Annotated in this window: 23 protein-coding genes; 7 read left to right on the top strand and 16 right to left on the bottom strand. The window is 57.5% G+C overall.

Annotation, left to right across the window (positions count from 1 at the left end; genetic code table 11):
- Positions 1–136: 136 nt before the first annotated feature.
- The 5 genes from speD to KHQ24_RS10175 all read right to left on the bottom strand — a co-directional run bounded on the left by speD (position 137) and on the right by KHQ24_RS10175 (position 4,811).
- Positions 137–931: an adenosylmethionine decarboxylase gene (gene speD / locus KHQ24_RS10195; RefSeq protein ID WP_004204375.1), complete on the bottom strand. Its 795-nt coding sequence runs from the start codon at positions 929–931 to the stop codon at positions 137–139.
- A 24-nt stretch (positions 932–955) separates the two neighbouring features.
- On the bottom strand, positions 956–1,816 hold the full coding sequence (gene speE / locus KHQ24_RS10190) for a polyamine aminopropyltransferase (RefSeq protein ID WP_017901167.1): 861 nt from the start codon (positions 1,814–1,816) through the stop codon (positions 956–958).
- A 147-nt stretch (positions 1,817–1,963) separates the two neighbouring features.
- Positions 1,964–3,217 carry an FKBP-type peptidyl-prolyl cis-trans isomerase N-terminal domain-containing protein gene (locus KHQ24_RS10185; protein ID WP_211777284.1) on the bottom strand — a complete coding sequence of 418 codons (1,254 nt, stop codon included), beginning with the start codon at positions 3,215–3,217 and terminating at the stop codon, positions 1,964–1,966.
- 590 nt (positions 3,218–3,807) lie between these two features.
- Positions 3,808–4,218 carry a hypothetical protein gene (locus KHQ24_RS10180; RefSeq protein WP_004204380.1) on the bottom strand — a complete coding sequence of 137 codons (411 nt, stop codon included), beginning with the start codon at positions 4,216–4,218 and terminating at the stop codon, positions 3,808–3,810.
- A gap of 245 nt (positions 4,219–4,463) precedes the next feature.
- A complete protein-coding gene (locus tag KHQ24_RS10175) occupies positions 4,464–4,811 on the bottom strand; it encodes a YacC family pilotin-like protein (protein WP_004204381.1) in 348 nt (115 codons plus the stop codon).
- A gap of 145 nt (positions 4,812–4,956) precedes the next feature.
- Between KHQ24_RS10175 and cueO the strand changes: the two genes are divergently transcribed.
- Positions 4,957–6,558 carry a multicopper oxidase CueO gene (gene cueO, locus KHQ24_RS10170; protein WP_017901164.1) on the top strand — a complete coding sequence of 534 codons (1,602 nt, stop codon included), beginning with the start codon at positions 4,957–4,959 and terminating at the stop codon, positions 6,556–6,558.
- 75 nt (positions 6,559–6,633) lie between these two features.
- Here cueO and KHQ24_RS10165 read toward each other — a convergent pair whose 3' ends face one another.
- Entirely contained in the window at positions 6,634–9,024 is a 2,391-nt protein-coding gene (locus KHQ24_RS10165) for a glucose/quinate/shikimate family membrane-bound PQQ-dependent dehydrogenase (protein ID WP_004204383.1), read from the bottom strand.
- Between the two features lie 106 nt (positions 9,025–9,130).
- Here KHQ24_RS10165 and KHQ24_RS10160 point away from each other — a divergent pair, with 106 nt between their 5' ends.
- Together KHQ24_RS10160 and hpt are read left to right on the top strand one after the other, a co-directional pair.
- Positions 9,131–9,223: a hypothetical protein gene (locus tag KHQ24_RS10160; RefSeq protein WP_226951095.1), complete on the top strand. Its 93-nt coding sequence runs from the start codon at positions 9,131–9,133 to the stop codon at positions 9,221–9,223.
- A gap of 4 nt (positions 9,224–9,227) precedes the next feature.
- Complete coding sequence (gene hpt / locus KHQ24_RS10155) at positions 9,228–9,764, top strand: hypoxanthine phosphoribosyltransferase (protein WP_004204384.1); 537 nt, start codon at positions 9,228–9,230, stop codon at positions 9,762–9,764.
- Between the two features lie 55 nt (positions 9,765–9,819).
- Here the strand turns inward: hpt and can are convergent, their stop codons facing one another.
- Entirely contained in the window at positions 9,820–10,482 is a 663-nt protein-coding gene (gene can, locus KHQ24_RS10150) for a carbonate dehydratase (protein ID WP_004204385.1), read from the bottom strand.
- A 178-nt stretch (positions 10,483–10,660) separates the two neighbouring features.
- On the opposite strand from can, the gene KHQ24_RS10145 reads away from it, so the two are divergent.
- The 4 genes from KHQ24_RS10145 (at position 10,661) to KHQ24_RS10130 (ending at position 14,230) form a co-directional block, all read left to right on the top strand.
- Positions 10,661–11,587 (top strand): ABC transporter ATP-binding protein, encoded by a 927-nt coding sequence (locus tag KHQ24_RS10145; protein WP_004204387.1) that lies wholly within the window; start codon positions 10,661–10,663, stop codon positions 11,585–11,587.
- Positions 11,584–12,354, top strand: a complete 771-nt coding sequence (locus KHQ24_RS10140) for an ABC transporter permease (RefSeq protein WP_004204389.1) — start codon at positions 11,584–11,586, stop codon at positions 12,352–12,354. The genes KHQ24_RS10145 and KHQ24_RS10140 overlap by 4 nt, the downstream gene beginning before the upstream one ends.
- Positions 12,355–12,477: 123 nt before the next feature.
- Positions 12,478–12,918, top strand: coding sequence for a PTS sugar transporter subunit IIA (locus tag KHQ24_RS10135; protein ID WP_004204391.1), 441 nt, complete (start codon positions 12,478–12,480; stop codon positions 12,916–12,918).
- A gap of 58 nt (positions 12,919–12,976) precedes the next feature.
- Entirely contained in the window at positions 12,977–14,230 is a 1,254-nt protein-coding gene (locus tag KHQ24_RS10130; RefSeq protein WP_064178513.1) for a polysaccharide deacetylase family protein, read from the top strand.
- Positions 14,231–14,266: 36 nt separating this feature from the next.
- On the opposite strand, the gene panD is transcribed toward KHQ24_RS10130, so the two are convergent.
- From panD to thpR, 9 genes are all read right to left on the bottom strand, one after another.
- Positions 14,267–14,647: an aspartate 1-decarboxylase gene (gene panD / locus KHQ24_RS10125; protein WP_004204397.1), complete on the bottom strand. Its 381-nt coding sequence runs from the start codon at positions 14,645–14,647 to the stop codon at positions 14,267–14,269.
- 93 nt (positions 14,648–14,740) lie between these two features.
- On the bottom strand, positions 14,741–15,595 hold the full coding sequence (gene panC / locus KHQ24_RS10120; RefSeq protein WP_211777257.1) for a pantoate--beta-alanine ligase: 855 nt from the start codon (positions 15,593–15,595) through the stop codon (positions 14,741–14,743).
- Positions 15,596–15,606: 11 nt separating this feature from the next.
- Positions 15,607–16,398, bottom strand: a complete 792-nt coding sequence (gene panB, locus KHQ24_RS10115) for a 3-methyl-2-oxobutanoate hydroxymethyltransferase (RefSeq protein ID WP_004204400.1) — start codon at positions 16,396–16,398, stop codon at positions 15,607–15,609.
- Positions 16,399–16,517: 119 nt separating this feature from the next.
- A complete protein-coding gene (folK, locus tag KHQ24_RS10110) occupies positions 16,518–16,997 on the bottom strand; it encodes a 2-amino-4-hydroxy-6-hydroxymethyldihydropteridine diphosphokinase (RefSeq protein WP_064187718.1) in 480 nt (159 codons plus the stop codon).
- Positions 16,994–18,388, bottom strand: coding sequence for a polynucleotide adenylyltransferase PcnB (gene pcnB, locus KHQ24_RS10105; protein WP_071592560.1), 1,395 nt, complete (start codon positions 18,386–18,388; stop codon positions 16,994–16,996). The genes folK and pcnB overlap by 4 nt, the downstream gene beginning before the upstream one ends.
- A gap of 62 nt (positions 18,389–18,450) precedes the next feature.
- Entirely contained in the window at positions 18,451–19,332 is an 882-nt protein-coding gene (gene gluQRS, locus KHQ24_RS10100; RefSeq protein WP_004204403.1) for a tRNA glutamyl-Q(34) synthetase GluQRS, read from the bottom strand.
- Positions 19,333–19,391: 59 nt separating this feature from the next.
- A complete protein-coding gene (gene dksA, locus KHQ24_RS10095; RefSeq protein ID WP_002888845.1) occupies positions 19,392–19,847 on the bottom strand; it encodes an RNA polymerase-binding protein DksA in 456 nt (151 codons plus the stop codon).
- 162 nt (positions 19,848–20,009) lie between these two features.
- Complete coding sequence (sfsA, locus tag KHQ24_RS10090; protein WP_004204404.1) at positions 20,010–20,726, bottom strand: DNA/RNA nuclease SfsA; 717 nt, start codon at positions 20,724–20,726, stop codon at positions 20,010–20,012.
- The gene (gene thpR, locus KHQ24_RS10085; protein WP_049116602.1) at positions 20,726–21,262 is read right to left on the bottom strand and encodes an RNA 2',3'-cyclic phosphodiesterase; all 537 of its coding nucleotides are present in this window, start codon (positions 21,260–21,262) and stop codon (positions 20,726–20,728) included. Before thpR ends, sfsA begins: the two co-directional genes overlap by 1 nt.
- Between the last annotated feature and the right edge of the window lie 70 nt (positions 21,263–21,332).

The following is a 21,332-nucleotide window of genomic DNA, read 5'->3' as shown; positions in this document are numbered from 1 at the left end:
TGCGGAAAACCGTAGCCCGGCTAAGCGTCGCGTGCGCAGGGCACATCCCCGGGTCGCGACGAGTACCTTTCCCCCGCTTCCCGCCGGCGCAGAACCCAGGCCCGGCGCGCAAAATCGCCGCCGGGCATTTGAGGCATTACACGGCAGGAATATTGCGGCCGTAGTAAATCTCGCGCATCTCTTTCCACAGCAGGTCGGTAATGACCTTGCGCTCTTCAGCGGTCAACTCTTCCGGTCGGGTATGGAACATGTAATGCTTAAGGTCGAACTCCTTAAGCAACATTTTGGTATGGAAGATATTTTCCTGATAAACGTTGACGTCGACCATGTCATACAGCGACTTCATATCGTCAGACATAAAGTTCTGAATTGAGTTGATTTCATGATCGATAAAATGCTTCATCCCATTGATGTCGCGGGTAAAGCCGCGCACGCGGTAGTCAATGGTCACAATGTCCGATTCCAGCTGGTGGATCAGATAGTTCAGCGCTTTGAGCGGTGAAATAACCCCGCAGGTAGAGACTTCGATATCGGCGCGGAAGGTGCACAGGCCGCCTTCCGGGTGGCTCTCCGGATAGGTATGCACGCAGATATGGCTTTTATCGAGATGGGCGACCACGGTTTCAGGCAGCGGGCCGGGGTGTTCGGTCTGGTCGATAAGCCGCGGGTCGACGGGCTCTTCGCTTACCAGAATGGTCACGCTGGCGCCCTGGGGTTCATAATCCTGGCGGGCGATATTCAGGATATTAGCGCCAATAATAGAGCAGGTTTCGCTCAGGATCTCTGTCAGGCGATTGGCATTATAAAGTTCGTCGATATAGGCGATGTAGCCGTCGCGCTCTTCTGCCGTTTTGGCGTAACAGATATCGTAGATACAAAAACTCAGGCTTTTGGTCAGGTTGTTAAAGCCGTGCAGCTTCAATTTTTTCAATTTAGTTCACCCCCTTATTTCGCTTCACGGTGCGGACAGAGCATCATGCAGATATTGTGGTAAGGCGAAGGCCGCCGTATGGATTGCCGGATTGTAGTAACGGCAGGTCAGGTTGGCTTTGTGAAAGCGCGCCTGAATGATTTCGCTGGAAAGATGGCGCAGCGCCTCGTTGTCGCTCGCCCAGGCAAAGGTCATGATCCCGCCGTAATAGGTCGGAATCGCCGCCTGGTAGAAGCTGACGTCGCGAAAATAGTGGCTCAGCTTACGATGACTGCCCACCGCTTCATCCTGCTGCAGGAAGCAGACGCCGTTCTGCGCAACGAAAATCCCTCCCGGATTCAGGCAGCGTTTGCAGCCTTCATAAAAAGCCGAGGTGAAGAGGCTTTCCCCCGGGCCAATAGGGTCGGTACAGTCCGAAATGATCACATCAAACGTTTGCGTCGTCTGGTTAACAAAATTGACGCCATCATCAATTACCAGCGTAAAGCGCGGATCGTCATAGGCGCCGGCGCTATGGTTGGGCAGGTGCTGGCGGCAGAATGAGACCACCCCGGCGTCGATTTCCACCATGGTGATGCTTTCGATGCTGCGATGACGAGAGACTTCGCGCAGCATCGCGCCATCGCCGCCGCCGATGATCAGGACATGCTTGGCGTTGCCGTGAGCCAGCAGCGGCACGTGGGTCATCATTTCGTGATAGATAAACTCATCGCGTTCGGTGGTCTGCACGACGCCATCCAGCGCCATTACCCGGCCAAAGGCGCGGTTGTCAAAGATGATCAGATCCTGATGATCGGTTTTTTCGTGGTACAGCACGTTATCAACGCTAAAGTACTGACCAAAATGGTCATGCAGCGTTTCATGCCACAGTGGATTATCGGCCACGGTGAGGCTCCTCCTTCGTTAACATCTGTTACACCCGTAAAACGAGTGCAACATCATAGACAACTATAGATGAGGATGCACGGCGGTTATTGCAGCAATGCGGCAGGAATAACAGCACCGCCCGGAGAGGGCGGTGGGGAGACAGGGCTATTTTGCCGGCGCGGGTTGGCTATCCACTATCCGCACGGAATAGACCATGGTGGCGCCTGGGGGGATCTTCGGTGGCAACCCTTTACTGCCATAGGCTTTGTCGGGCGGGACGACCAGCGTCACGGAGCCGTGGTTCTGCAGGCGCTTCAGCGGCCCGCGAAATACCGGGGGATAGGCATCCAGTTTCTGGGTAAGCGCCTGATCTTTCGTCTCCATATCATTGATCACCGTTCCGTCCGTCAGCATCTCTTTGATCACCACGGTCACCAGATCGTTGCCGCTAATTTTTCCTTTACCCGGGTAATCGATACGGCTGTAGACGCCCTCTTTGAAGACCACACCTTTTTTGCGCGCAAATGCCTGCTGGTATTTCTGACCGGCGCTGATGTTTTTCTGCTCGATTTTATTCAGGTTCTGGAAAACCTGCTGTGAAATGTCAAACAGCGCTTTGTTACGCTCCTGTTCGCCGAGGCGAAGCTGGCCGCTGAAGGCATCCTCGATGCCCTGCAGCACCAGGTCGGCGTCGACGTTAACCCCCTGAGTGCGACGAGTCGTGAGGACATTAAGCGCCTCTGTACCCATCGAGGCGCCGATGGCGTAAGCCTGCTGTTCACCTGGCGCGCTGAGTTTGGCGGCGGTTTTGCCGGTGGTATTTCTCGGCGGGACCGTCAGCTGCGTCCGCAGCAGCTGGATTTCATCCTCTTTCATCCGCAGCTGGGCGTTATCTTTGTCCGCCTGCAGGCGATAGGCCGCCACTATGGCCGCCATCTCGGGGGGCTCATCTTTTGCCGCCACGGCGGCATCGGCGCGGCTCGATGGCGCTTTTTCCGCCGCGGCGAGCCGGTTAACCAGCGACTGCTTATCGGCGTTAAGGGCTTTAACCTGGTCGAGGGCGGTCTGCTGCGTCTTCTCTGCCGCGGCGAGCCGGTTTGTCAGCGACTGCTTATCGGCGTTAAGGGCTTTAACCTGGTCGAGGGCGGTCTGCTGCGTCTTCTCTGCCGCGGCGAGCCGGTTAGCCAGCGACTGCTTATCGGCGTTAAGGGCTTTGACCTGGTCGAGGGCGGTCTGCTGCGTCTTCTCTGCCGCGGCGAGTCGGTTTGTCAGCGACTGCTTATCGGCGTTAAGGGCTTTGACCTGGTCGAGAGCGGTCTGCTTCTCTTTTTCCATCACGGCCAGCCGGGTGGTTAACGACTGCTTGTCGGCGGCGAGGGCTTTTGCGTGGTCAGGAGCGGCCTGCTGCGCTTTTTCCATCGCAGCCAACCGGGTAGCGAGCGTCTGTTTATCCGTATTCAGAGCGGTGAGGATGGCGCTGAGCCGTTTATTTTCAGCTTCGGCTTGCTGAAGCTGTGACGTTAATTGTTGGATCTGCTGCAGCGCGGCGGCCTGACTTTGCTGCAGAATAGAATTCTGGGCTGTGCTTTCTTTTTTTATTAACGCCTCATTTTTCGCGGTGGCGGCGGTTAAGGCGACCTGTAATTCTTTTATTTTGTTATTTAATGCCGCTTGCTCATTCGCGATGGAGGTTTCGGTGGCCGGAGTGTTAGCAAGCTGTTTTTTTAATTGCTGAATAGTTTTATCTTTTTGCTCAATGGTCGCCTGCTGGCTGGCGATTCTTTTTTGCATTTGCGCGGTATTAGGCGTCTTTTTTTTATTATCCGCATTTTGACGACCGCCTGACGTTTGCTTTGCGGTTGCAGTATCGCTTTTTTCATGCGCCTGGGTTTGCTGCTGGGCGTAGTCAAGAAACGCCGGCGCGGCGCCGGCGAAGAACGGTGTTGAAAGCGCCAGCGCCGCGACGAGCATCAGCAGGGGCGCGTTGAGGGTCAGCGTGGCGGCTCTGTTCATGGCTGTTTGCTTTCACCCCGCTGTACCAGGCTATCGATCAGCGTTTTCTGGATATCGGCGCATAGTTTGATGGATTTAAACTGATACATGGAGTCAATGCCAAGCCGGGTGGGATCCGCCACTTTCTCGCGCACGCTGTTGTATTGTGATGCCGCACGCACTAAGGCATTGAAGTCATTGCTAAGTTTGGTTGCCTGCTGTGGGTTAACCTCTTTTAGCGAGTCCAGCGCCTGTCGGCAGGATTCAATACGCGCTTGTTCGCTAGCCGCGCGCTCCTGTTCTGCCTGCTGCTGTGACGTTAGCGGAGTGGTGAGCGGTTTTACCTGCTGGCGAGAGGCGGTATTGCTACAGCCGGCTAATAACATAGCGGCGAGTGGAATAATACGAAGAGTCAGCGAGATATTCACAATTTCAGTCCATGAAGTAGATATATTTTCAACGGATTCTAAAAGGCTGTTTTTTATTTTGCAATATATCATTAGGGATATTTTATTGTTTTTTTCTGGAAAGGCTGTTAGTGCGGGTTTAATTTATTTATTGGATTTATGTATTGCGATATATATAAGGTTTATTTTATATAAAATAATAATGGTAAATATTAGAGGCGGGTGAGGAGGGGAAAAGCGCGGCGCGTTGCCGCCCGCGCGGGAAATTATTTGACGTAAGCCAGCAGGCTAAGTGAATCGCGGGCCAGCGCTTTACATTTTTTCGCCGTCGGAAGGTTAATGCCGCTGAGATCGCGATAGCTGTCTTCGCCAAGCGCTTTCATGTTGTAGCTGTCGTAGTTGCTCAGGTCCCACTGGTTCTGTTGGGCAAAGAACACCAGGGCGCGCCGGATCTGCGTGTTGGGCAGGTTCTGGTAGCCACAGTCGTTTTTCAGAAACACAAAAACCGCGGTTAAATCAGCCATGTCTTCCGCTTCGGATTCGCTGAGCGCGTAGCTGTTGGCGGAGAGAGTAAGCAGGCTGCCGAGTACCATTGTTCTGAAAAGCGTCTTCATTTTTTCTACCGTTAGATCACCGACGCTTCAAATTAGCATACTTCTTTACACAGCGCCGATCTTTATTCTCACTCTTCTGCTTGACCTTCCCGTTACGGTAGGGTTTAAGCTCAAATATTCGCCCGCAGAATAAAAGGATGTGAATATGCAACGTCGAGACTTCCTCAAACTGACCGCCGCGGTCAGCATGGCCAGCGCGTTACCGCTTTGGAGCCGTGCGGTCTTTGCAGCCAGTCGCCCGGCCCTGCCGGTACCGTCGCTGTTGACGGCCGATGCGCGCAACCGTATCGCGCTGACCATCCAGGCGGGCAAAACGCAGTTTGGCGCGATGAACGCCACCACCTGGGGGTATAACGGCTCGCTGCTGGGGCCCGCGCTGCAGCTGACGCAGGGGAAGACCATCACGGTGGACATTACTAACCAGCTGGCAGAAGAGACCACGCTGCACTGGCATGGTCTGGAGGTCCCGGGCGAGGTCGACGGGGGACCGCAGGGGGTTATCGCCCCGGGCTCCACTCGGACGGTGAGCTTCTCGCCAACGCAACGGGCGGCCACCTGCTGGTTTCACCCCCATCAGCACGGGACCACCGGTCGGCAGGTGGCGATGGGGCTGGCGGGGCTGGTGCTGATCGAGGATGAAGAGAGCGGACGCCTGCTGTTGCCGAAGCAGTGGGGAATCGATGATGTACCGGTTATCGTACAGGACAAGAAGTTTACCGCCGCTGGCGAAATTGATTATCAGCTGGATGTCATGAGCGCCGCCGTCGGCTGGTTTGGCGATACGCTGTTGACCAATGGCGCTCTCTATCCTGAACATGCCGCCCCGCGCGGCTGGCTACGTCTGCGCTTGCTGAACGGCTGTAATGCCCGTTCCCTCAATTTTGCGACCAGTGATAAGCGCCCGCTGTACGTGGTGGCCAGCGACGGCGGTCTGCTGGCGGAGCCGGTGAAGGTCAATGAACTGCCGGTCTTGATGGGGGAGCGTTTTGAGGTGCTGGTGGACACCAGCGACGGTAAACCTTTTGATCTGGTGACCCTGCCGGTGAGCCAGATGGGCATGGCCATTGCGCCTTTCGATAAACCACAGCCGGTACTGCGCGTCCAGCCGCTGGTTATTCCTGCCTCAGGTAAGCTGCTGGATACCCTGGCCGCTCTGCCGGCGCTACCGTCCCTGACGGGGCTGACGCAGCGTCAGCTCCAGCTGTCGATGGATCCGATGCTTGACAGGATGGGCATGCAGGCGCTGATGGAGAAATATGGCGATCAGGCGATGGCCGGAATGGATCACGGCATGATGGGGCACGGCGGGATGGGCGACATGGGGAGTATGCACCACGGCGACATGAGCAACATGAACCACGGGTCCGGCATGAATCATGGTATGTCGTCGGCTAAGGGGTTTGATTTCCATAACGCCAACCGCATCAACGGCAAAGCCTTCGACATGAATGTGCCGATGTTTGCCGCCGCCAGAGGAGAGTATGAACGCTGGGTCATCTCCGGCAAGGGCGACATGATGCTGCATCCGTTCCACATTCACGGCACCCAGTTCCGCATCCTTAGCGAAAACGGCAAGCCGCCAGCGGCGCATCGTAGCGGCTGGAAAGACACCGTTCGTGTGGAAGGGGACGTGAGTGAAGTATTAGTGAAGTTTGATCATCCGGCGCCGAAGGAGTTTGCCTATATGGCCCACTGCCACCTGCTGGAACATGAAGACACCGGGATGATGTTGGGGTTCACGGTTTAGGGCGGTATAGCCCTGGCGCGTGGAAATAGGGGATCAAGACAAAAAAAACGGCAACTTTCGTTGCCGTTTTGCGTTTTATTTCGCCTCATCCGGGAGCGCATAGGCGACGATATAATCGCCCATTTTTGTGCCGAACGAGCCGTGACCGCCGGCAGAGATGACAACATACTGTTTGCCATTCACTTCGTAAGTCATCGGAGTCGCCTGGCCGCCGGCTGGCAGACGGGCTTCCCACAGTTTCTCACCATTGCTCATATTGTACGCGCGCAGGTAGTTATCCGCGGTCGCGCCGATGAACAGGACGTTACCCGCCGTGGAGATCGGCCCACCCAGCATCGGCATACCCATGGTGAACGGCAGTTTCACCGGCATCGGGAACGGCAGGCTATCCTGCGGAGTACCGATACGTTTTTTCCATACCACTTCGTTGGTTTTTAGATCCAGCGCGGAGATATAGCCCCATGCCGGCTGTTTGCACGGCAGGCCGAACGGCGACAGGAACGGGTTCAGGGTGACGCCGTAAGGGACACCGTACTGCGGCTGCACGCCGGACTCGGTGCCTGAGCCTTTCGCATCTTTCGGCGGTTCCATTGGGTTGCCCGGGCCGCGTGGGATCAGTTTAGAGACGAACGGCAGCGCCATTGGGTTGGCGATAGCCACCTGACGGTTCGGATCGACGGAGATGCCGCCCCATTCAAACATCCCCAGGTTACCCGGGAAGACGAGGGTGCCCTGCTCAGACGGCGGGGTAAAGATACCTTCATAGCGCATCTGGTGGAAAATCACGCGGCACACCAGCTGGTCGAACATGGTGGCGCCCCACATGTCCGCGCCGGTCAGATCTTTCTTCGGACGGAAGCTCAGATCGGAGAAGGGCTGGGTTTTGGCCACATAATCGCCTTTGGCGGCGCCCTGCGGGACCGGTTTTTCCGGGGCCGGGACCACCAGCTCGCCGTTACGACGATCCAGCACGAAGATGTTGCCGGTTTTCGCCGGAGCATAGATGACCGGCACGGTTTTGCCATTGACTTCAATGTCAGCCAGCGTCGGCTGAGAAGGCATGTCCATATCCCACAGGTCGTGGTGGACGGTCTGGTAGCTCCAGGCCAGTTTACCGGTGGTGGCGTTCAGCGCGACAATCGAGCTGGCATAGCGCTCTTGCTCCGGCGTGCGGTTGCCGCCCCAGATATCCGGAGTGGTCACGCCCATCGGCAGATAGACCAGATCCAGTTTGGCGTCGTAGGCGGCAGGCGCCCAGGAGTTCGGTGAGTTGAGCGTGAAGTGATGCTCATCGCTTGGGATGGCGTTCGGATCTTTCGCGCCTGGATCGAAGGCCCACAGCAGTTTCCCGGTATTCACATCAAAACCGCGGATCACGCCTGACGGCTCACGGGTAGAGAAGTTATCGGTGACTGCGCCGGCAATCACGATGGTCTTATCGGTGATAATCGGCGGGGAAGTGGGTTCATACATGCCCGGCGTGGTCACTGGCATGTTGGTCTGCAGGTTGAGAATACCTTTGTTGGCAAAGGTTTCGCACAGCTTACCGTTGTCGGCGTTTACTGCGAACAGGCGACCATCGTTCACCGGCAGGATAATGCGGCGCGGACAGTCGGCCACGACGTCAGCAGGGGCGTTATCCGCTTTCGCTTCGTGATACGAGACACCGCGGCAGGTGACGTGCTGGAATGACGGGTCGGCGTTCAGTTGCGGGTCAAAATGCCACTTCTCTTTACCGGTGGCGGCGTCAAGCGCGAACAGGCGCTGATGGGCGGTACACAGGAAGAGCGTGTCGCCGACTTTAATCGGTGTCACTTCGTTAGTGATTTCACCCGGATCGTTCGGCTGTTTCAGGTCGCCGGTGCGGAACACCCAGGCTTCCTTCAGGTTCTTCACGTTGTCGGCATTAATCTGCTTCAGCGGGGAGAAGCGCTGACCTTCCTGGTTGCGGCCATAGGCCGGCCAGTCGCCGTCGGCAACGGTGGAGATCGGCGCGGCCGGGGTGGCGTCGGCGCTCAGGGTGCCGTTGATCTCCTGCGGGTCGTTAAAACCAGCCCAGGTCAGCATGCCGCCGCTGATCAGCAGGGCGACGACCAGCGCGCCTACGGCGCCAGCGGAAGGCACCGGCAGACGACGCCAGACAAAAGGCAGGATCAGCCAGATACCAAAGAAGACGAGGATGTCGCTACGCGGCGTCAGCGCCCAGAAGTCGAAGCCGACTTCCCAGACGCCCCAGATCATGGTCGCCAGCAGCAGCGCGGCGTACAGCCACAGCGCAGCGCGCTTGCCGCGCAGCAGCATCACGGTCACGCCCAGCATCACCAGACCGGCGATGGGGTAGTACCAGGAGCCGCCAAGCACGACCAGCCATGCTCCGCCGATTAAAAGATAGAGGCCGCAGAACGCTGCAAATAGCGCAGTCAGCGTCACCAGGAGCCTTGATTGTTGAGACTTTGTTTCAGCCATAGAAAGTTACTCATGTGTTTGTTAATTTTTTAACTGCAATTAATTATAGGATTTAACAAGTGTGATCGGAATCACAAATATGGCTTTATTAATCCCTGCACCGTAGATTTCTTTTTGCTGGTATACTGGATGGCTTGCCGGTCATCGTCGGGGCGAAAGCAGCGGCTTTGATGATTTATATTTAGAATCAAATGGTTAGTCTTATGAAACATACTGTAGAAGTGATGATCCCGGAATCCGAGATCAAAGCGCGCATCGCGGAACTGGGTCGTCAAATCAACGAACATTATCAGGACAGCGGCAGCGAAATGGTGCTGGTGGGGCTGCTGCGCGGCTCGTTTATGTTCATGGCCGACCTGTGCCGTGAAGTGCAGGTGCCGCATGAAGTCGATTTTATGACCGCCTCGAGCTACGGCAGCGGCATGTCCACCACCCGTGATGTGAAAATCCTCAAAGATCTGGACGAAGACATCCGTGGTAAAGACGTACTGATCGTGGAAGACATCATCGACTCCGGCAATACCCTGTCTAAAGTGCGTGAGATCCTCAGCCTGCGCGAGCCGAAGTCGCTGGCCATTTGTACGCTGCTGGATAAACCAAGCCGCCGTGAAGTGAATGTCCCGGTTGAGTTCGTCGGTTTCGCCATTCCGGACGAGTTCGTGGTGGGCTACGGTATCGACTACGCTCAGCGCTACCGCCATCTGCCGTATATCGGCAAAGTCACCCTGCTGGACGAGTAAGGGGATATTCCACTCAGGCGCGCGCCGCTCGCGCCTGAGTGGCTAAGTCTGAAGGCTATTTGTGGTTGATGTGCTTGATCTTGAGGTTGGAGATCCCGTGGCGATAGCGCTGTTCGAGGGTTTCCCGGCTCACGGCGGTGACATCCAGATCGCGCAGCAGTCCGTCGTGAATACCGTATGCCCAGCCGTGGATGGTGACTTTCTGTCCGCGCTTCCACGCCGATTGCATAATCGTCGAATGTCCCAGGTTGTATACCTGCTCCATCACGTTCAGTTCACAAAGGGTATCCAGACGGCGCTCCTCCGGCATTTCCCCCAGCAGCGAGCTGTGTTTAAACCAGATATCGCGGATATGCAGCAGCCAGTTGTCGATGAGCCCCAGCTCCGGGTTCTCCACCGCCGCCTGCACGCCGCCGCAGCCGTAGTGGCCGCAGATAATGATGTGCTCAACTTCAAGGACATCGACGGCATACTGTACCACCGACAGGCAGTTGAGGTCGGTGTGGATCACCAGATTCGCCACGTTACGATGCACAAACAGTTCGCCTGGCTCCAGGCCGGTGAGTCGCTCAGCGGGAACGCGGCTGTCAGAACAGCCAATCCACAGGAAGCGCGGTTTCTGCGTTTGCGACAGTTTCTCAAAAAAGCCGGGGTCCTCTTCCACCAGCATTTTTGACCATAGTGCATTGTTGCTGATGAGTGTATCTATATCATTCATGGACGTTATCGGCCTGTAACCAAGTAAGTGCGTTGCGCTAATATAGGGTAAGCTCACCTTTTTTAAAACCATCTTAACCCGTGATACTTCAGGCTGCAGATGCGCTGGCCGCGCGAGTACAGCGCAAACGTCAGTCAGGCGGGTTAATGACGTGTCATGACACGAGAAGAGATATTTAATGACCATTGCTCTGGAATTAAAACAGCTCAAAAAAACCTACCCCGGCGGGGTTCAGGCACTGCGGGGAATCGACCTGCAGGTTGAAGCGGGGGATTTCTATGCCCTGCTGGGCCCGAACGGGGCGGGAAAATCCACGACGATCGGCATCATCAGCTCGCTGGTGAACAAAACCTCCGGTCAGGTCAATGTCTTTGGCTACGATCTGGAGAAAGATGTCGTCAACGCCAAGCGCCAGCTTGGCCTGGTGCCGCAGGAGTTTAACTTTAACCCGTTCGAGACCGTGCAGCAGATCGTCGTTAACCAGGCGGGCTACTACGGCGTTGAGCGTAAAGAAGCCATCGCCCGCAGCGAAAAGTACTTAAAACAGCTCGATCTATGGGAAAAACGTAGCGAACGCGCGCGGATGCTCTCCGGCGGGATGAAGCGCCGCCTGATGATCGCTCGCGCGTTGATGCATGAGCCGAAGCTGCTGATCCTCGACGAGCCGACCGCCGGCGTCGATATCGAACTCCGCCGCTCGATGTGGGGTTTCCTCAAGGATCTCAACGATCGCGGAACCACCATTATTCTGACCACCCACTATCTCGAAGAGGCCGAAATGCTGTGCCGCAACATCGGCATCATCCAGCACGGTACCCTGGTGGAAAACACCTCGATGAAAGCGCTGCTGTCGAAGCTGAAGTCAGAGACCTTTATTCTCGACCTCGCGCCAAAAAGCCCGGTGCCGAAGCTCGAGGGCTACCAGTATCAGCTGGTCGATACCTCGACGCTGGAAGTGGAGGTCCTGCGCGAGCAGGGGATTAACAGCGTCTTTGCGCAGCTGAGCGCCCAGGGGGTGCAGGTACTGAGTATGCGTAACAAAGCCAACCGTCTGGAAGAGCTGTTTGTCACCCTGGTGCATGAGCGAAAAGGAGAGTCAGCATGATGCAGCTTTATTGGGTCGCGCTGAAAAGCATCTGGACCAAAGAGATCCATCGTTTTATGCGCATCTGGGTGCAGACGCTGGTGCCGCCGGTGATCACCATGACCCTGTACTTCGTGATTTTCGGCAACCTGATCGGCTCGCGCATCGGCGAGATGCATGGCTTTACCTATATGCAGTTTATCGTGCCGGGCCTGATCATGATGGCGGTGATCACCAACGCTTACGCCAACGTCGCCTCGTCGTTCTTCAGCGCCAAGTTTCAGCGCAACATTGAGGAGCTGCTGGTGGCGCCGGTGCCGACGCACGTGATTATCGCCGGCTACGTGGGCGGCGGGGTGGCGCGCGGGCTGTGCGTGGGCATCCTGGTGACCGCGGTGTCGCTGTTCTTTGTGCCGTTCCAGGTTCACTCCTGGCTGTTTGTTGCCCTGACGCTGCTCCTCACTGCGGTGCTGTTCTCGCTGGCCGGGCTGCTGAACGCGGTCTTTGCCAAGACCTTCGATGACATCAGCCTGATCCCGACCTTTGTGCTGACGCCGCTGACCTATCTCGGCGGGGTGTTCTACTCGCTGACCCTGCTGCCGCCGTTCTGGCAGGGGCTGTCGCATCTGAACCCCATCGTCTACATGATCAGCGGTTTCCGCTTCGGCTTCCTCGGTATCAACGATGTGCCGCTGGTGACCACCTTTGCGGTGCTGGTGGTCTTCATCGTCGCCTTCTATCTCCTCTGCTGGTCGTTAATCCAGCGCGGCCGCGGCCTGCGTAGCTGATACTCATCACGGTTTAGCGCTTCCGGACGCCAATACGCGAAGCGCTAACCGCTTATCTTTGACCGCCATCACCGATACGCCATCTTCCCCTTGCTACATTGTTGGCTGGCTAAGGAGGGAAGCATGCTTGGTTGGGTCATTACCTGCCACGATGAGCTGGCGCAGGAGATGCTGGATCGTCTTGAACAAAAATTTGGTCCACTGGCCCAGTGCCGGGCGGTCAATTACTGGCGCAATCTCAGCAGCAATATGTTGAGCCGGATGATGTGCGATGCGCTGCATGCCACCGACTCCGGGGACGGGGTCATTTTCCTTACCGACAGAACCGGCGCGGCGCCTTATCGGGCCGCGGCGCTGATGAGCCACAAACATACCCACTGCGAAGTGATCTCCGGCGTCAGCTATTCATTACTTGAGCGAATGTATCTGCTGCGGAATACGTTAAGCAGCGAGGCGTTTCGCCAGGCTATCGTCAGCGCGGGCGGTCCGATGGTGAGCAGCCTGTGGCATCAGCAGCAGAAGAACCCCCCGTTCCGGTTGCGTCATGATACCTTTGGAAATTAAGCAGCGGGACAGATGCCGCTTTTGTTACAATAACCGCCGTTGATGGTTTACCGGTTCGATGCGCATGCTTGCCCGATTTTTTACTCTGCTTCTTTTACTGACCTCACTCAGCGCCTCCGCCAGTCTGCTTAGCCAGCAGGGCGAGCCTGTGCGCTATATGCAAACCACCGAAGACGCGGTTATCTGGGCGCAGGTGGGGAACCATGTGGTCAGCGTCGGCAATGTGCGTGCCGGGCAAATCCTCGCGGTTGTCCCGACGGCGGCTGATTACTATGAGTTTCGCTTCGGCTTCGGCACCGGGTTTATTGACAAGGGCCATCTGGAGCCAGTGCAGGGTAAGCAGCGGGTGGAGGACCGTCTTGGGGATCTCAATAAGCCGCTGAGTAACCAGAATTTACTCACCTGGAAAGATACGCCGCTCTATGACGCTCCCTCAGTGAGCAGCGCGCCGTTCGGCACGCTGGCCAATAATCTGCGCTATCCGATCCTCAGCAAGCTGAAGGATCGGCTCAATCAGACCTGGTTTCAGATCCGCATTGGCGACCGGCTGGCGTGGGTCAGCAGTCTGGATGCGCAGGAGGATAACGGGATCCCCGTGCTGACCTATCACCATATTCTGCGTGACGAAGAGAACACCCGTTTCCGCCATACCTCGACCACCACCTCGGTACGCGCCTTTAATAACCAGATGACCTGGCTGCGGGATCAGGGTTATACCACGCTGACCCTCTATCAGCTGGAAGGCTACGTGCGCAATAAAATCAACCTTCCGGCGCGGGCAGTCGCCATCACCTTCGATGACGGCTTGAAATCGGTAAATCGCTACGCCTATCCGGTGCTGAAACAGTATGGCTTCCACGCCACCGCCTTTATTATTTCATCGCGTATTAAGCGTCATCCGCAGCAATGGGATCCGAAATCGCTGCAGTTCATGAGCATTTCTGAGCTCCGGCAGATCCAGGACGTCTTTGACATTCAGTCGCATACCCACTTTCTCCACCGGGTGGACGCCAGCCGGCGGCCGATCTTATTCAGCCGCAACTACCATAATATTCTGTTTGATTTTGCCCGCTCGCGCCGGGCGCTGAGCCAGTTTAATCCACATGTGCTCTACCTTTCCTATCCCTTCGGCGGGTATAACGCCACGGCGGTGCAGGCGGCGAATGACGCCGGGTTTCATATGGCGGTGACGACGGTGCGTGGGAAGGTGAAGCCGGGGGACAATCCGTTTCTGCTAAAGCGGTTATATATCTTACGCACGGATTCGCTGGAGACGATGTCGCGGCTGATCAGTAACCAGCCGCAGGGGTAAACTTCGGCGCTGCGCCTGAGCGCTGCGCCGTGGACATCAGGCGACCTGCACCGGAATCGCTTTTGCCTGGCGCTTCATTTCGTTGTCGCCTTCGAAGTAGGCGATGTTGGGCTGCCAGCGGCGCGCCTCTTCGTCAGACATGGTGACGAAGCTGGCGATGATCAGGATATCGCCGACGCTGGCGCAGTGCGCGGCGGCGCCGTTAACGGAGATGATTCTGGAGCCCCGTTCGGCGGCAATGGCGTAGGTGGAGAAACGGTTGCCGTTGGTGACGTTCCAGAGGTGAATGGTTTCATTCTCCAGAATACCGGCCGCATCCAGGAAGTCCTGGTCAATGGCGCAGGAACCTTCATAGTGCAGGTCAGCCTGCGTCACTTTTACGCGGTGGAGCTTGCCCTGCAGCATATTACGCATCATAACTTCTACCCTATAACCTTAATGTAGCAGAGCGGACACGACGTCCGCCCTGAGAAAAGCCCGGGCAAGTATTGCCCGATTTTTACCCGCTGTCTACTGACCGAGCGTGACGATATGGTTGTCGATCAGGCGGGCCTGACCGAGCCAGGCGGCCATCAGGATCACCGCGCGCTGGCTGGCGTCGGTCAGTTCAAGCAGGGTGTCGGCATCGCGGATCTGAATGTCGTCGGCGCGGAAACCTTTCTCGTTCAGCTCCTGTTCGGCGATAGCGATGATCTCGTCGAGCTGACGGTCGCCGGCGGCCAGTTTTTCCGCCACCGCGCTCAGCACTTTATACAGGCCGGGAGCGATTTTGCGCTGGTCGGCGGTCAGGTAGCCGTTACGCGAGCTTAGCGCCAGGCCATCCTTCGCGCGGACGATCGGCACGCCGATAATATCGATATCGTAGCCCATGTCGGCAACCATCTTGCGGATCAGCGCCAGCTGCTGGAAGTCTTTCTCGCCAAAGCAAGCGACGTCAGGCTGAACCAGGTTAAACAGCTTACTGACGATGGTCGATACGCCGCGGAAATGGCCCGGGCGGCTGGCGCCTTCCAGCATGGTGGACAGGCCGGGGACGTCGACGTAGGTCTGGCCTTCGGTGCCCTGCGGGTAGACTTCCGCCGGCGTCGGCGCGAAGACAAAATCGACATGACGCTTGTTCAGCTTTTCACAATCATCCTGTAGGGTGCGCGGGTAGCGCGCCAGGTCATCGGCGCGGTCAAACTGCATCGGATTGACGAAAATACTGACCACCACCACGTCCGCGCTGGCTTTGGCTTCATCAACCAGCTTCATATGACCATCATGCAGGTTGCCCATCGTCGGGACCAGCGCGATACGCTTGCCTTCCTGACGCAGACGGCGGATATGCTGACGCAGCAGCAGCACGGATTCTATAATCAGCACAACAAGACTCCTTAATGGAAACTGTGTTCTTCGCCCGGATAGACCCCGGATTCGACTTCGGCAATATACTGCCGCACCGCGGCGCGGATGTCGCCCGCCTCGGCAAGGAAATTCTTGGCAAATTTCGGAATGTGGCCGCCGGTAATGCCGAAAGCGTCATGCATCACCAGGATCTGCCCATCGGTGACGTTGCCCGCGCCGATACCGATCACCGGAATGGTCAGGGCTTCGGTGATGCGTTTCGCCAGGGCGACCGGGACACACTCCAGCACCAGCAGTTGCGCGCCTGCCGCTTCCAGCGCTAACGCGTCTTCAAACAGTGTCTGCGCCGCATCGCCGCGTCCCTGCACTTTATAGCCACCGAAGACGTTCACCGACTGCGGCGTCAGGCCGAGATGGCCGCAAACCGGCACCGCGCGTTCCGCCAGCATCTTCACGGTCTCGGCCAGCCAGGCGCCGCCTTCGAGTTTGACCATATTGGCGCCAGCGCGCATCACGACGGCGGCATTTTCGAAGGCCTGCTCCGGCGTGGCGTAGGCCATAAACGGCAGGTCGGCGAGCAGCAGGCTGTTCGGCGCGCCGCGGCGGACGGCGCGGGTGTGATAGGCGATATCTTCTACGGTGACCGGCAGGGTGGAGTCGTGACCCTGCACCGTCATTCCCAGCGAGTCGCCCACCAGCAGCACATTAATGCCTTCATCGGCGAACAGCTTCGCGAAGCTATGGTCGTAGGCGGTAATGGTGGCAAAGCGCTTCTTTTCCTGTTTGCATTTCTGCAGCAGGGCAATGGTGGTCGGTTTCATAACATTTCCTGATGATGAAAGTCATATTAACCGGCATTCTAACAGCAGCATTCAGAGGGGCAATGATTTTGGGCAACCGATTACGACGATCGCCGCAAATGCTAAAAAAGGAGAGGGAATTACCAGATAGCGGGCTTTGCCGCGCCGAGATCATCCAGCACGGCGCGCAGCGCCATGCCGTCAGGAAAGTGGAGGTTCGGGGCGATCTCGAACAGCGGCCAGAGCATAAAGCCGCGATTTCTCATATCGTAGTGCGGAACGGTCAGGCGCTCGCTGTTAATGACCGCATCGCCAAACAGCATAATGTCGAGATCGAGGGTGCGCGGCCCCCAGCGTTCGGCTTTGCGCACCCGACCCTGCTGCAGCTCAATGCGCTGGGTGTGATCGAGCAGCGCCTCAGGGGACAGCGTGGTTTCCAGCGCGACGGCGGCGTTGAGATAGTCAGGCTGATCCTGCGGGCCCAGCGGCGGCGTGCGGTAGAACGAAGAGACGTTCACCACGCGGCTGTGCGGAATTTCGCCCAGGGCGTGGATCGCCGCCTGCACCTGCGCCAGTGGCGAAGCGAGGTTACTGCCGAGGGCGATATAGGCCAGGGTCATGCGTTACCCTGGCGTGGCGCGCGCTTGCGCGGACGGCGGTGGCGACGGCGCGGCGCCGGATCGTCCCCGAGGTCGTTGAGCATATCTTTTTGCGCCGGCGGCGCGGCGACCTGGAATTCGCCCCACCATTTGGTCAGACGCTGCAGTTCGCCGTTGTTTTCAGCGCCAGCGCGTAGCTCCAGCAGATCGTAGGCGGCGCGGAATTTCGGATGCTCCATCAGCTTCCAGGCGCGTTTGCCCTGGCGACGGGACATGCGCAGCTGCAGCTGCCAGATATCGCGGATCAGGGTGGTGATGCGCTTAGGGATCGCCAGCGTACGGCAGGCTTCGTCCAGTACGTCGTTCATCGCCAGGGCGAAGGCGTCATAGTACGCCAGACCGCTCTCCTGGGCGATTTTCTGCGCCGTCTCCAGCAGCGGATACCAGAACATCACTGCGAACAGGAAGGCCGGATTGACGCGCATGTCGTTACGAATGCGGGTATCGGTGTTCTTCAGCACCTGGTTGATGATCCGCTCCATCGGGCTATCGCCGCGCTCGGTAAAGTAGCGGGTGATGGTCGGGAACAGCGGCTGGAACAGGTTGTATTCCCGCAGCAGCAGGTAGGTCTGATAGCCATGCCCGGCCTGCAGCAGCTTGAGCACTTCTTCGAACAGGCGCGCCGGCGGCACGTCGTGGAGCAGGGCGGCCAGCCGCGGCAGCGGTTCGGCCGTTTCCGGACTGATGGTCATATCCAGCTTGGCGGCGAAGCGCACCGCGCGCAGCATGCGTACCGGATCCTCGCGATAGCGGGTTTCCGGATTGCCGATCAGGCGGATCACGCCGTCCTGCAGATCCTTCATGCCGCCGACGTAGTCGCGAACGGTAAAGTCCGCCACGCTGTAATAGAGGCTGTTGATGGTGAAGTCGCGACGCTGGGCGTCCTCTTCGATCGAGCCGAAGATATTATCACGCAGCAGCATGCCGTTCTGGCCCCGCTGGGAGGTGACGCGATCGGTAGTGTGCCCTTCGTGATGGCCACGGAAGGTAGCGACCTCAATAATTTCCGGCCCGAACATGACGTGCGCGAGGCGGAAACGGCGCCCGACCAGACGGCAGTTGCGGAACAGCTTACGCACCTGATCCGGCGTGGCGTTGGTCGTGACGTCAAAATCTTTTGGCTTTTTGCCAAGCAGCAGGTCGCGGACGCCGCCGCCGACCAGCCAGGACTCGTAGCCCGCCTTGTTGAGGCGGTACATGACCTTGAGGGCGTTTTCACTGATATCTTTGCGGGAAATAGCATGCTGCTCACGCGGGATCACCGTCATAGGCGTTGGTTCGACGGCGGCTTCTGCCTCGCGCTCCTCACGGCTTAGCACCTTACGGCAAAAATTAGCGACTCGGGTAAAAATGGTGCACCTCGTAGTGTCAGACGGACTTCAGATCAACTGTACAGTGTAAAAATAGCGGCTAATCATAGCTCAGCGGGAGCCATTTGAGAATGCTCGATTTTCGCCGGCTGCCAGTTGGCGACGGCCTGGGCGAGTAAATCATCGATGCTCAGGGCCTGCCACTCCCCGGCGATCTCCTGATTCAGAAAGCGGAGCGCCCGGACGATTTCGGGGCGCGGATCGCCTTCCGGCAGCGCCGGCGCGTGGTTTTGTTTAGAGAGCTTATTGCCGTCGGCATTGAGGGCCAGCGGCAGATGGAGGTAGTCCGGTGCCTGCCAGCCAAAATGCTGATACAGCGAAATCTGCCGCACCGTCGGCTCAATCAGATCGGCGCCGCGGACGATCTCGGTGATCCCCTGAAAGTGGTCATCGACCACCACCGCCAGGTTGTAGGCAAACAGTCCATCGCGACGGTGGATAATAAAATCTTCTCGCGCCAGCGGCTCGTTGGCGACCAGAGTGCCGCGCAGGCGGTCGGTGAACTGCAGAACCGGACGGGTCTGGCGCAGACGCAGCGCGGCGTTTTCCGCCCCCAGCCCAAGGTCGCGGCAGTGACCATCATAGATCCCGCCTACGGCGTGGATACGCGCGCGGGTGCAGGTGCAGTAGTAGCTCAGCCCTTGCTCGCTCAGCCAGGCCAGCGCCTCGCGGTAGGCTTCGTGCCGTTGCGACTGCCAGAGCACCTCGCCGTCCCAGTGCAGACCGTAGTGGTCGAGCTGGCGCAGGATGGTGTCGGCGGCCCCGGGGACTTCGCGCGGCGGGTCGATATCTTCAATACGAACGCGCCAGATACCCTGGTTCGCGCGGGCCTGCAGGTAGCTGCCGAGCGCGGCGATCAGAGAGCCGAAGTGGAGTTCGCCGGAGGGGGAGGGAGCAAAGCGCCCTATATAGCGTGAGTCAGTCATGGTACGGACAACAGAACCAGGCGGGAGAGACTCCCGCCAGAGAGTGAGGCAGCAGGGGATTAGCCCGCCATCTGTTTTTCGCGAATTTCCGCCAGGGTTTTGCAGTCAATGCACAGATCCGCTGTCGGACGCGCTTCCAGACGGCGAATGCCGATCTCCACGCCGCAGGATTCGCAGTAGCCGAAGTCTTCGTCTTCAACTTTTTTCAGCGTTTTCTCGATCTTTTTGATCAGTTTACGTTCGCGGTCGCGGTTACGCAGCTCCAGGCTGAACTCTTCTTCCTGGGCGGCACGGTCTACCGGGTCCGGGAAGTTAGCAGCTTCATCCTGCATGTGCGATACGGTGCGATCCACTTCATCCCTGAGTTGATTACGCCATGCTTCAAGAATACGCTTGAAGTGCGCCAGCTGGGCTTCGTTCATATACTCTTCGCCCGGTTTCTCTTGGTACGGCTCCACCCCAGCGATGGCGAGAATACTCAGGGACGATGTTTTACGGTTTTGCCCTTCTTGCATGTTGCTTCTCCTTAACACGCACTATCGATCCCCATGTGGGGGAAAATCAGGCCGCTATAAATAGCAGATGCTTTTCCGGATAGCAATTATCTAAACGTTACACTTGACAACCCTGTGAAGAAAAGCGTATTCGCGCTTGCGACCCGAACACTATTTAGCCACTTATTTACCGGGGTTTAACACCACGGCGATCGGCTTATTCAGAGTCATCCTCGTCGTAGAAAGTTCCGCTTTCCAGGCGAGAATTTCCACCCCCTTGTCGCGGGCTTCTGTTAACAGCTGTGCGTATCTGGCATCAATATGATGCGCGGGAGAGAAACGGTCAATTGCCGAATGCAGGACGGCAAATAAAATCACCGCGCGGTCGCCATTTGCCGCGACGGCCATCAGCTCCCGCAGGTGCTTCTGTCCGCGCATAGTCACCGCATCAGGAAAATAACCGTATTCTTTCTCCGCCAACGTAACCGATTTCACTTCAATATAGCAGTTTTGGCGATCATCTGCCTGTAACATAATATCGATACGGCTATTCTCAGCGCCATATTTCACTTCGCTTTTCAGCTGGTTATAGCCGGAAAGTTCAGGGATTATTCCGGCGGAAATTGCTTCTTTCGCCAGCGTATTCGCGCGCAGCGTGTTGACGCAAATAACGGCGCCCTGCTGCGTTTCAGTTAATTCCCAGGTATGGGCATATTTGCGCTTCGCATTGTCAGAAGTGGAATACCAGACGGTGTCGCCCGGGACGGCGCAGCCGGTCATGGCACCGGTATTTGGGCAGTGGAGCGTCAATTCGCGGCCATCGGGGGTCACCACGTCGGCAAGAAAACGTTTGTAACGTTTAAGCAAAATGGCGGGTTGCAACGGCGGATCAAACTGCATCAATTTTCCTTATCAAACGGATAATGTTCCAGCGCCGTGTAGCGCGTGCGCCCGTGGCTAAAGCTGGATTCATAGAGCACGAACTCGTTCACCGGAAACGTCCAGCGAAAGCCGGGCGGCGGGATCGGCACCGCCTGACGGGCATCGCGCCACAGGGTAATGTGCGGATGAAACGGCTGCGGACTCTGATAGCAGCCGCTGCGCGCCGCCTGAGCGCGCAGCATACTGGCAAGCTGCAGCAGGCCGCGCGGTGGCTGACGTGTCCCGAGCCAGACCACCCGCGAACGCAGCCACTGTCCGGCATCGTCCAGCGTCAGGGTAAAGCCCGGCTGCTGGAGGCGGCCGGCGAGGGCAGACAGCGCCCGTTGTTTTTCCGCGCTCACCTCGCCGAGAAACGCCAGCGTCAGATGAAGGTTATCCGCCGCGACGGGCCTGCCGGCATCCTCAGGGAAGTGCGTTGCCCGCCACTGGACAATCTGTTTGCGGACGGCAGGCGGTAGTTCAATCGCAAAAAACAGCCTTTTCGGCTCAGACATGATAGAGACTCGGTAATGAATTAGGGGGATGCTACAATGCGAGCCCCTGAATGTTAACCCCCGGAGCCTT

The sequence above is a fragment of the Klebsiella sp. 54 genome, assembly GCF_018223875.1.
Taxonomy (GTDB): domain Bacteria; phylum Pseudomonadota; class Gammaproteobacteria; order Enterobacterales; family Enterobacteriaceae; genus Klebsiella; species Klebsiella quasipneumoniae.
This window is presented reverse-complemented; position numbering and strand designations above follow the sequence as displayed.

Excerpts from the sequence above, each read along its gene's own strand:
- KHQ24_RS10140 (WP_004204389.1), top strand. The coding sequence starts at position 11,584 with ATGATGCAGCTTTATTGGGTCGCGCTGAAAAGCATCTGGACCAAAGAG.
- KHQ24_RS10185 (WP_211777284.1), bottom strand. The coding sequence starts at position 3,217 with ATGGAAAAAGCGCAGCAGGCCGCTCCTGACCACGCAAAAGCCCTCGCC.
- folK (WP_064187718.1), bottom strand. The coding sequence starts at position 16,997 with ATGACCCTGGCCTATATCGCCCTCGGCAGTAACCTCGCTTCGCCACTG.
- KHQ24_RS10165 (WP_004204383.1), bottom strand. The coding sequence starts at position 9,024 with ATGGCTGAAACAAAGTCTCAACAATCAAGGCTCCTGGTGACGCTGACT.
- thpR (WP_049116602.1), bottom strand. The coding sequence starts at position 21,262 with ATGTCTGAGCCGAAAAGGCTGTTTTTTGCGATTGAACTACCGCCTGCC.
- panD (WP_004204397.1), bottom strand. The coding sequence starts at position 14,647 with ATGATGCGTAATATGCTGCAGGGCAAGCTCCACCGCGTAAAAGTGACG.
- KHQ24_RS10145 (WP_004204387.1), top strand. The coding sequence starts at position 10,661 with ATGACCATTGCTCTGGAATTAAAACAGCTCAAAAAAACCTACCCCGGC.
- sfsA (WP_004204404.1), bottom strand. The coding sequence starts at position 20,726 with ATGCAGTTTGATCCGCCGTTGCAACCCGCCATTTTGCTTAAACGTTAC.
- hpt (WP_004204384.1), top strand. The coding sequence starts at position 9,228 with ATGAAACATACTGTAGAAGTGATGATCCCGGAATCCGAGATCAAAGCG.
- KHQ24_RS10135 (WP_004204391.1), top strand. The coding sequence starts at position 12,478 with ATGCTTGGTTGGGTCATTACCTGCCACGATGAGCTGGCGCAGGAGATG.
- cueO (WP_017901164.1), top strand. The coding sequence starts at position 4,957 with ATGCAACGTCGAGACTTCCTCAAACTGACCGCCGCGGTCAGCATGGCC.
- can (WP_004204385.1), bottom strand. The coding sequence starts at position 10,482 with ATGAATGATATAGATACACTCATCAGCAACAATGCACTATGGTCAAAA.
- KHQ24_RS10130 (WP_064178513.1), top strand. The coding sequence starts at position 12,977 with ATGCGCATGCTTGCCCGATTTTTTACTCTGCTTCTTTTACTGACCTCA.
- KHQ24_RS10175 (WP_004204381.1), bottom strand. The coding sequence starts at position 4,811 with ATGAAGACGCTTTTCAGAACAATGGTACTCGGCAGCCTGCTTACTCTC.
- panB (WP_004204400.1), bottom strand. The coding sequence starts at position 16,398 with ATGAAACCGACCACCATTGCCCTGCTGCAGAAATGCAAACAGGAAAAG.
- gluQRS (WP_004204403.1), bottom strand. The coding sequence starts at position 19,332 with ATGACTGACTCACGCTATATAGGGCGCTTTGCTCCCTCCCCCTCCGGC.
- dksA (WP_002888845.1), bottom strand. The coding sequence starts at position 19,847 with ATGCAAGAAGGGCAAAACCGTAAAACATCGTCCCTGAGTATTCTCGCC.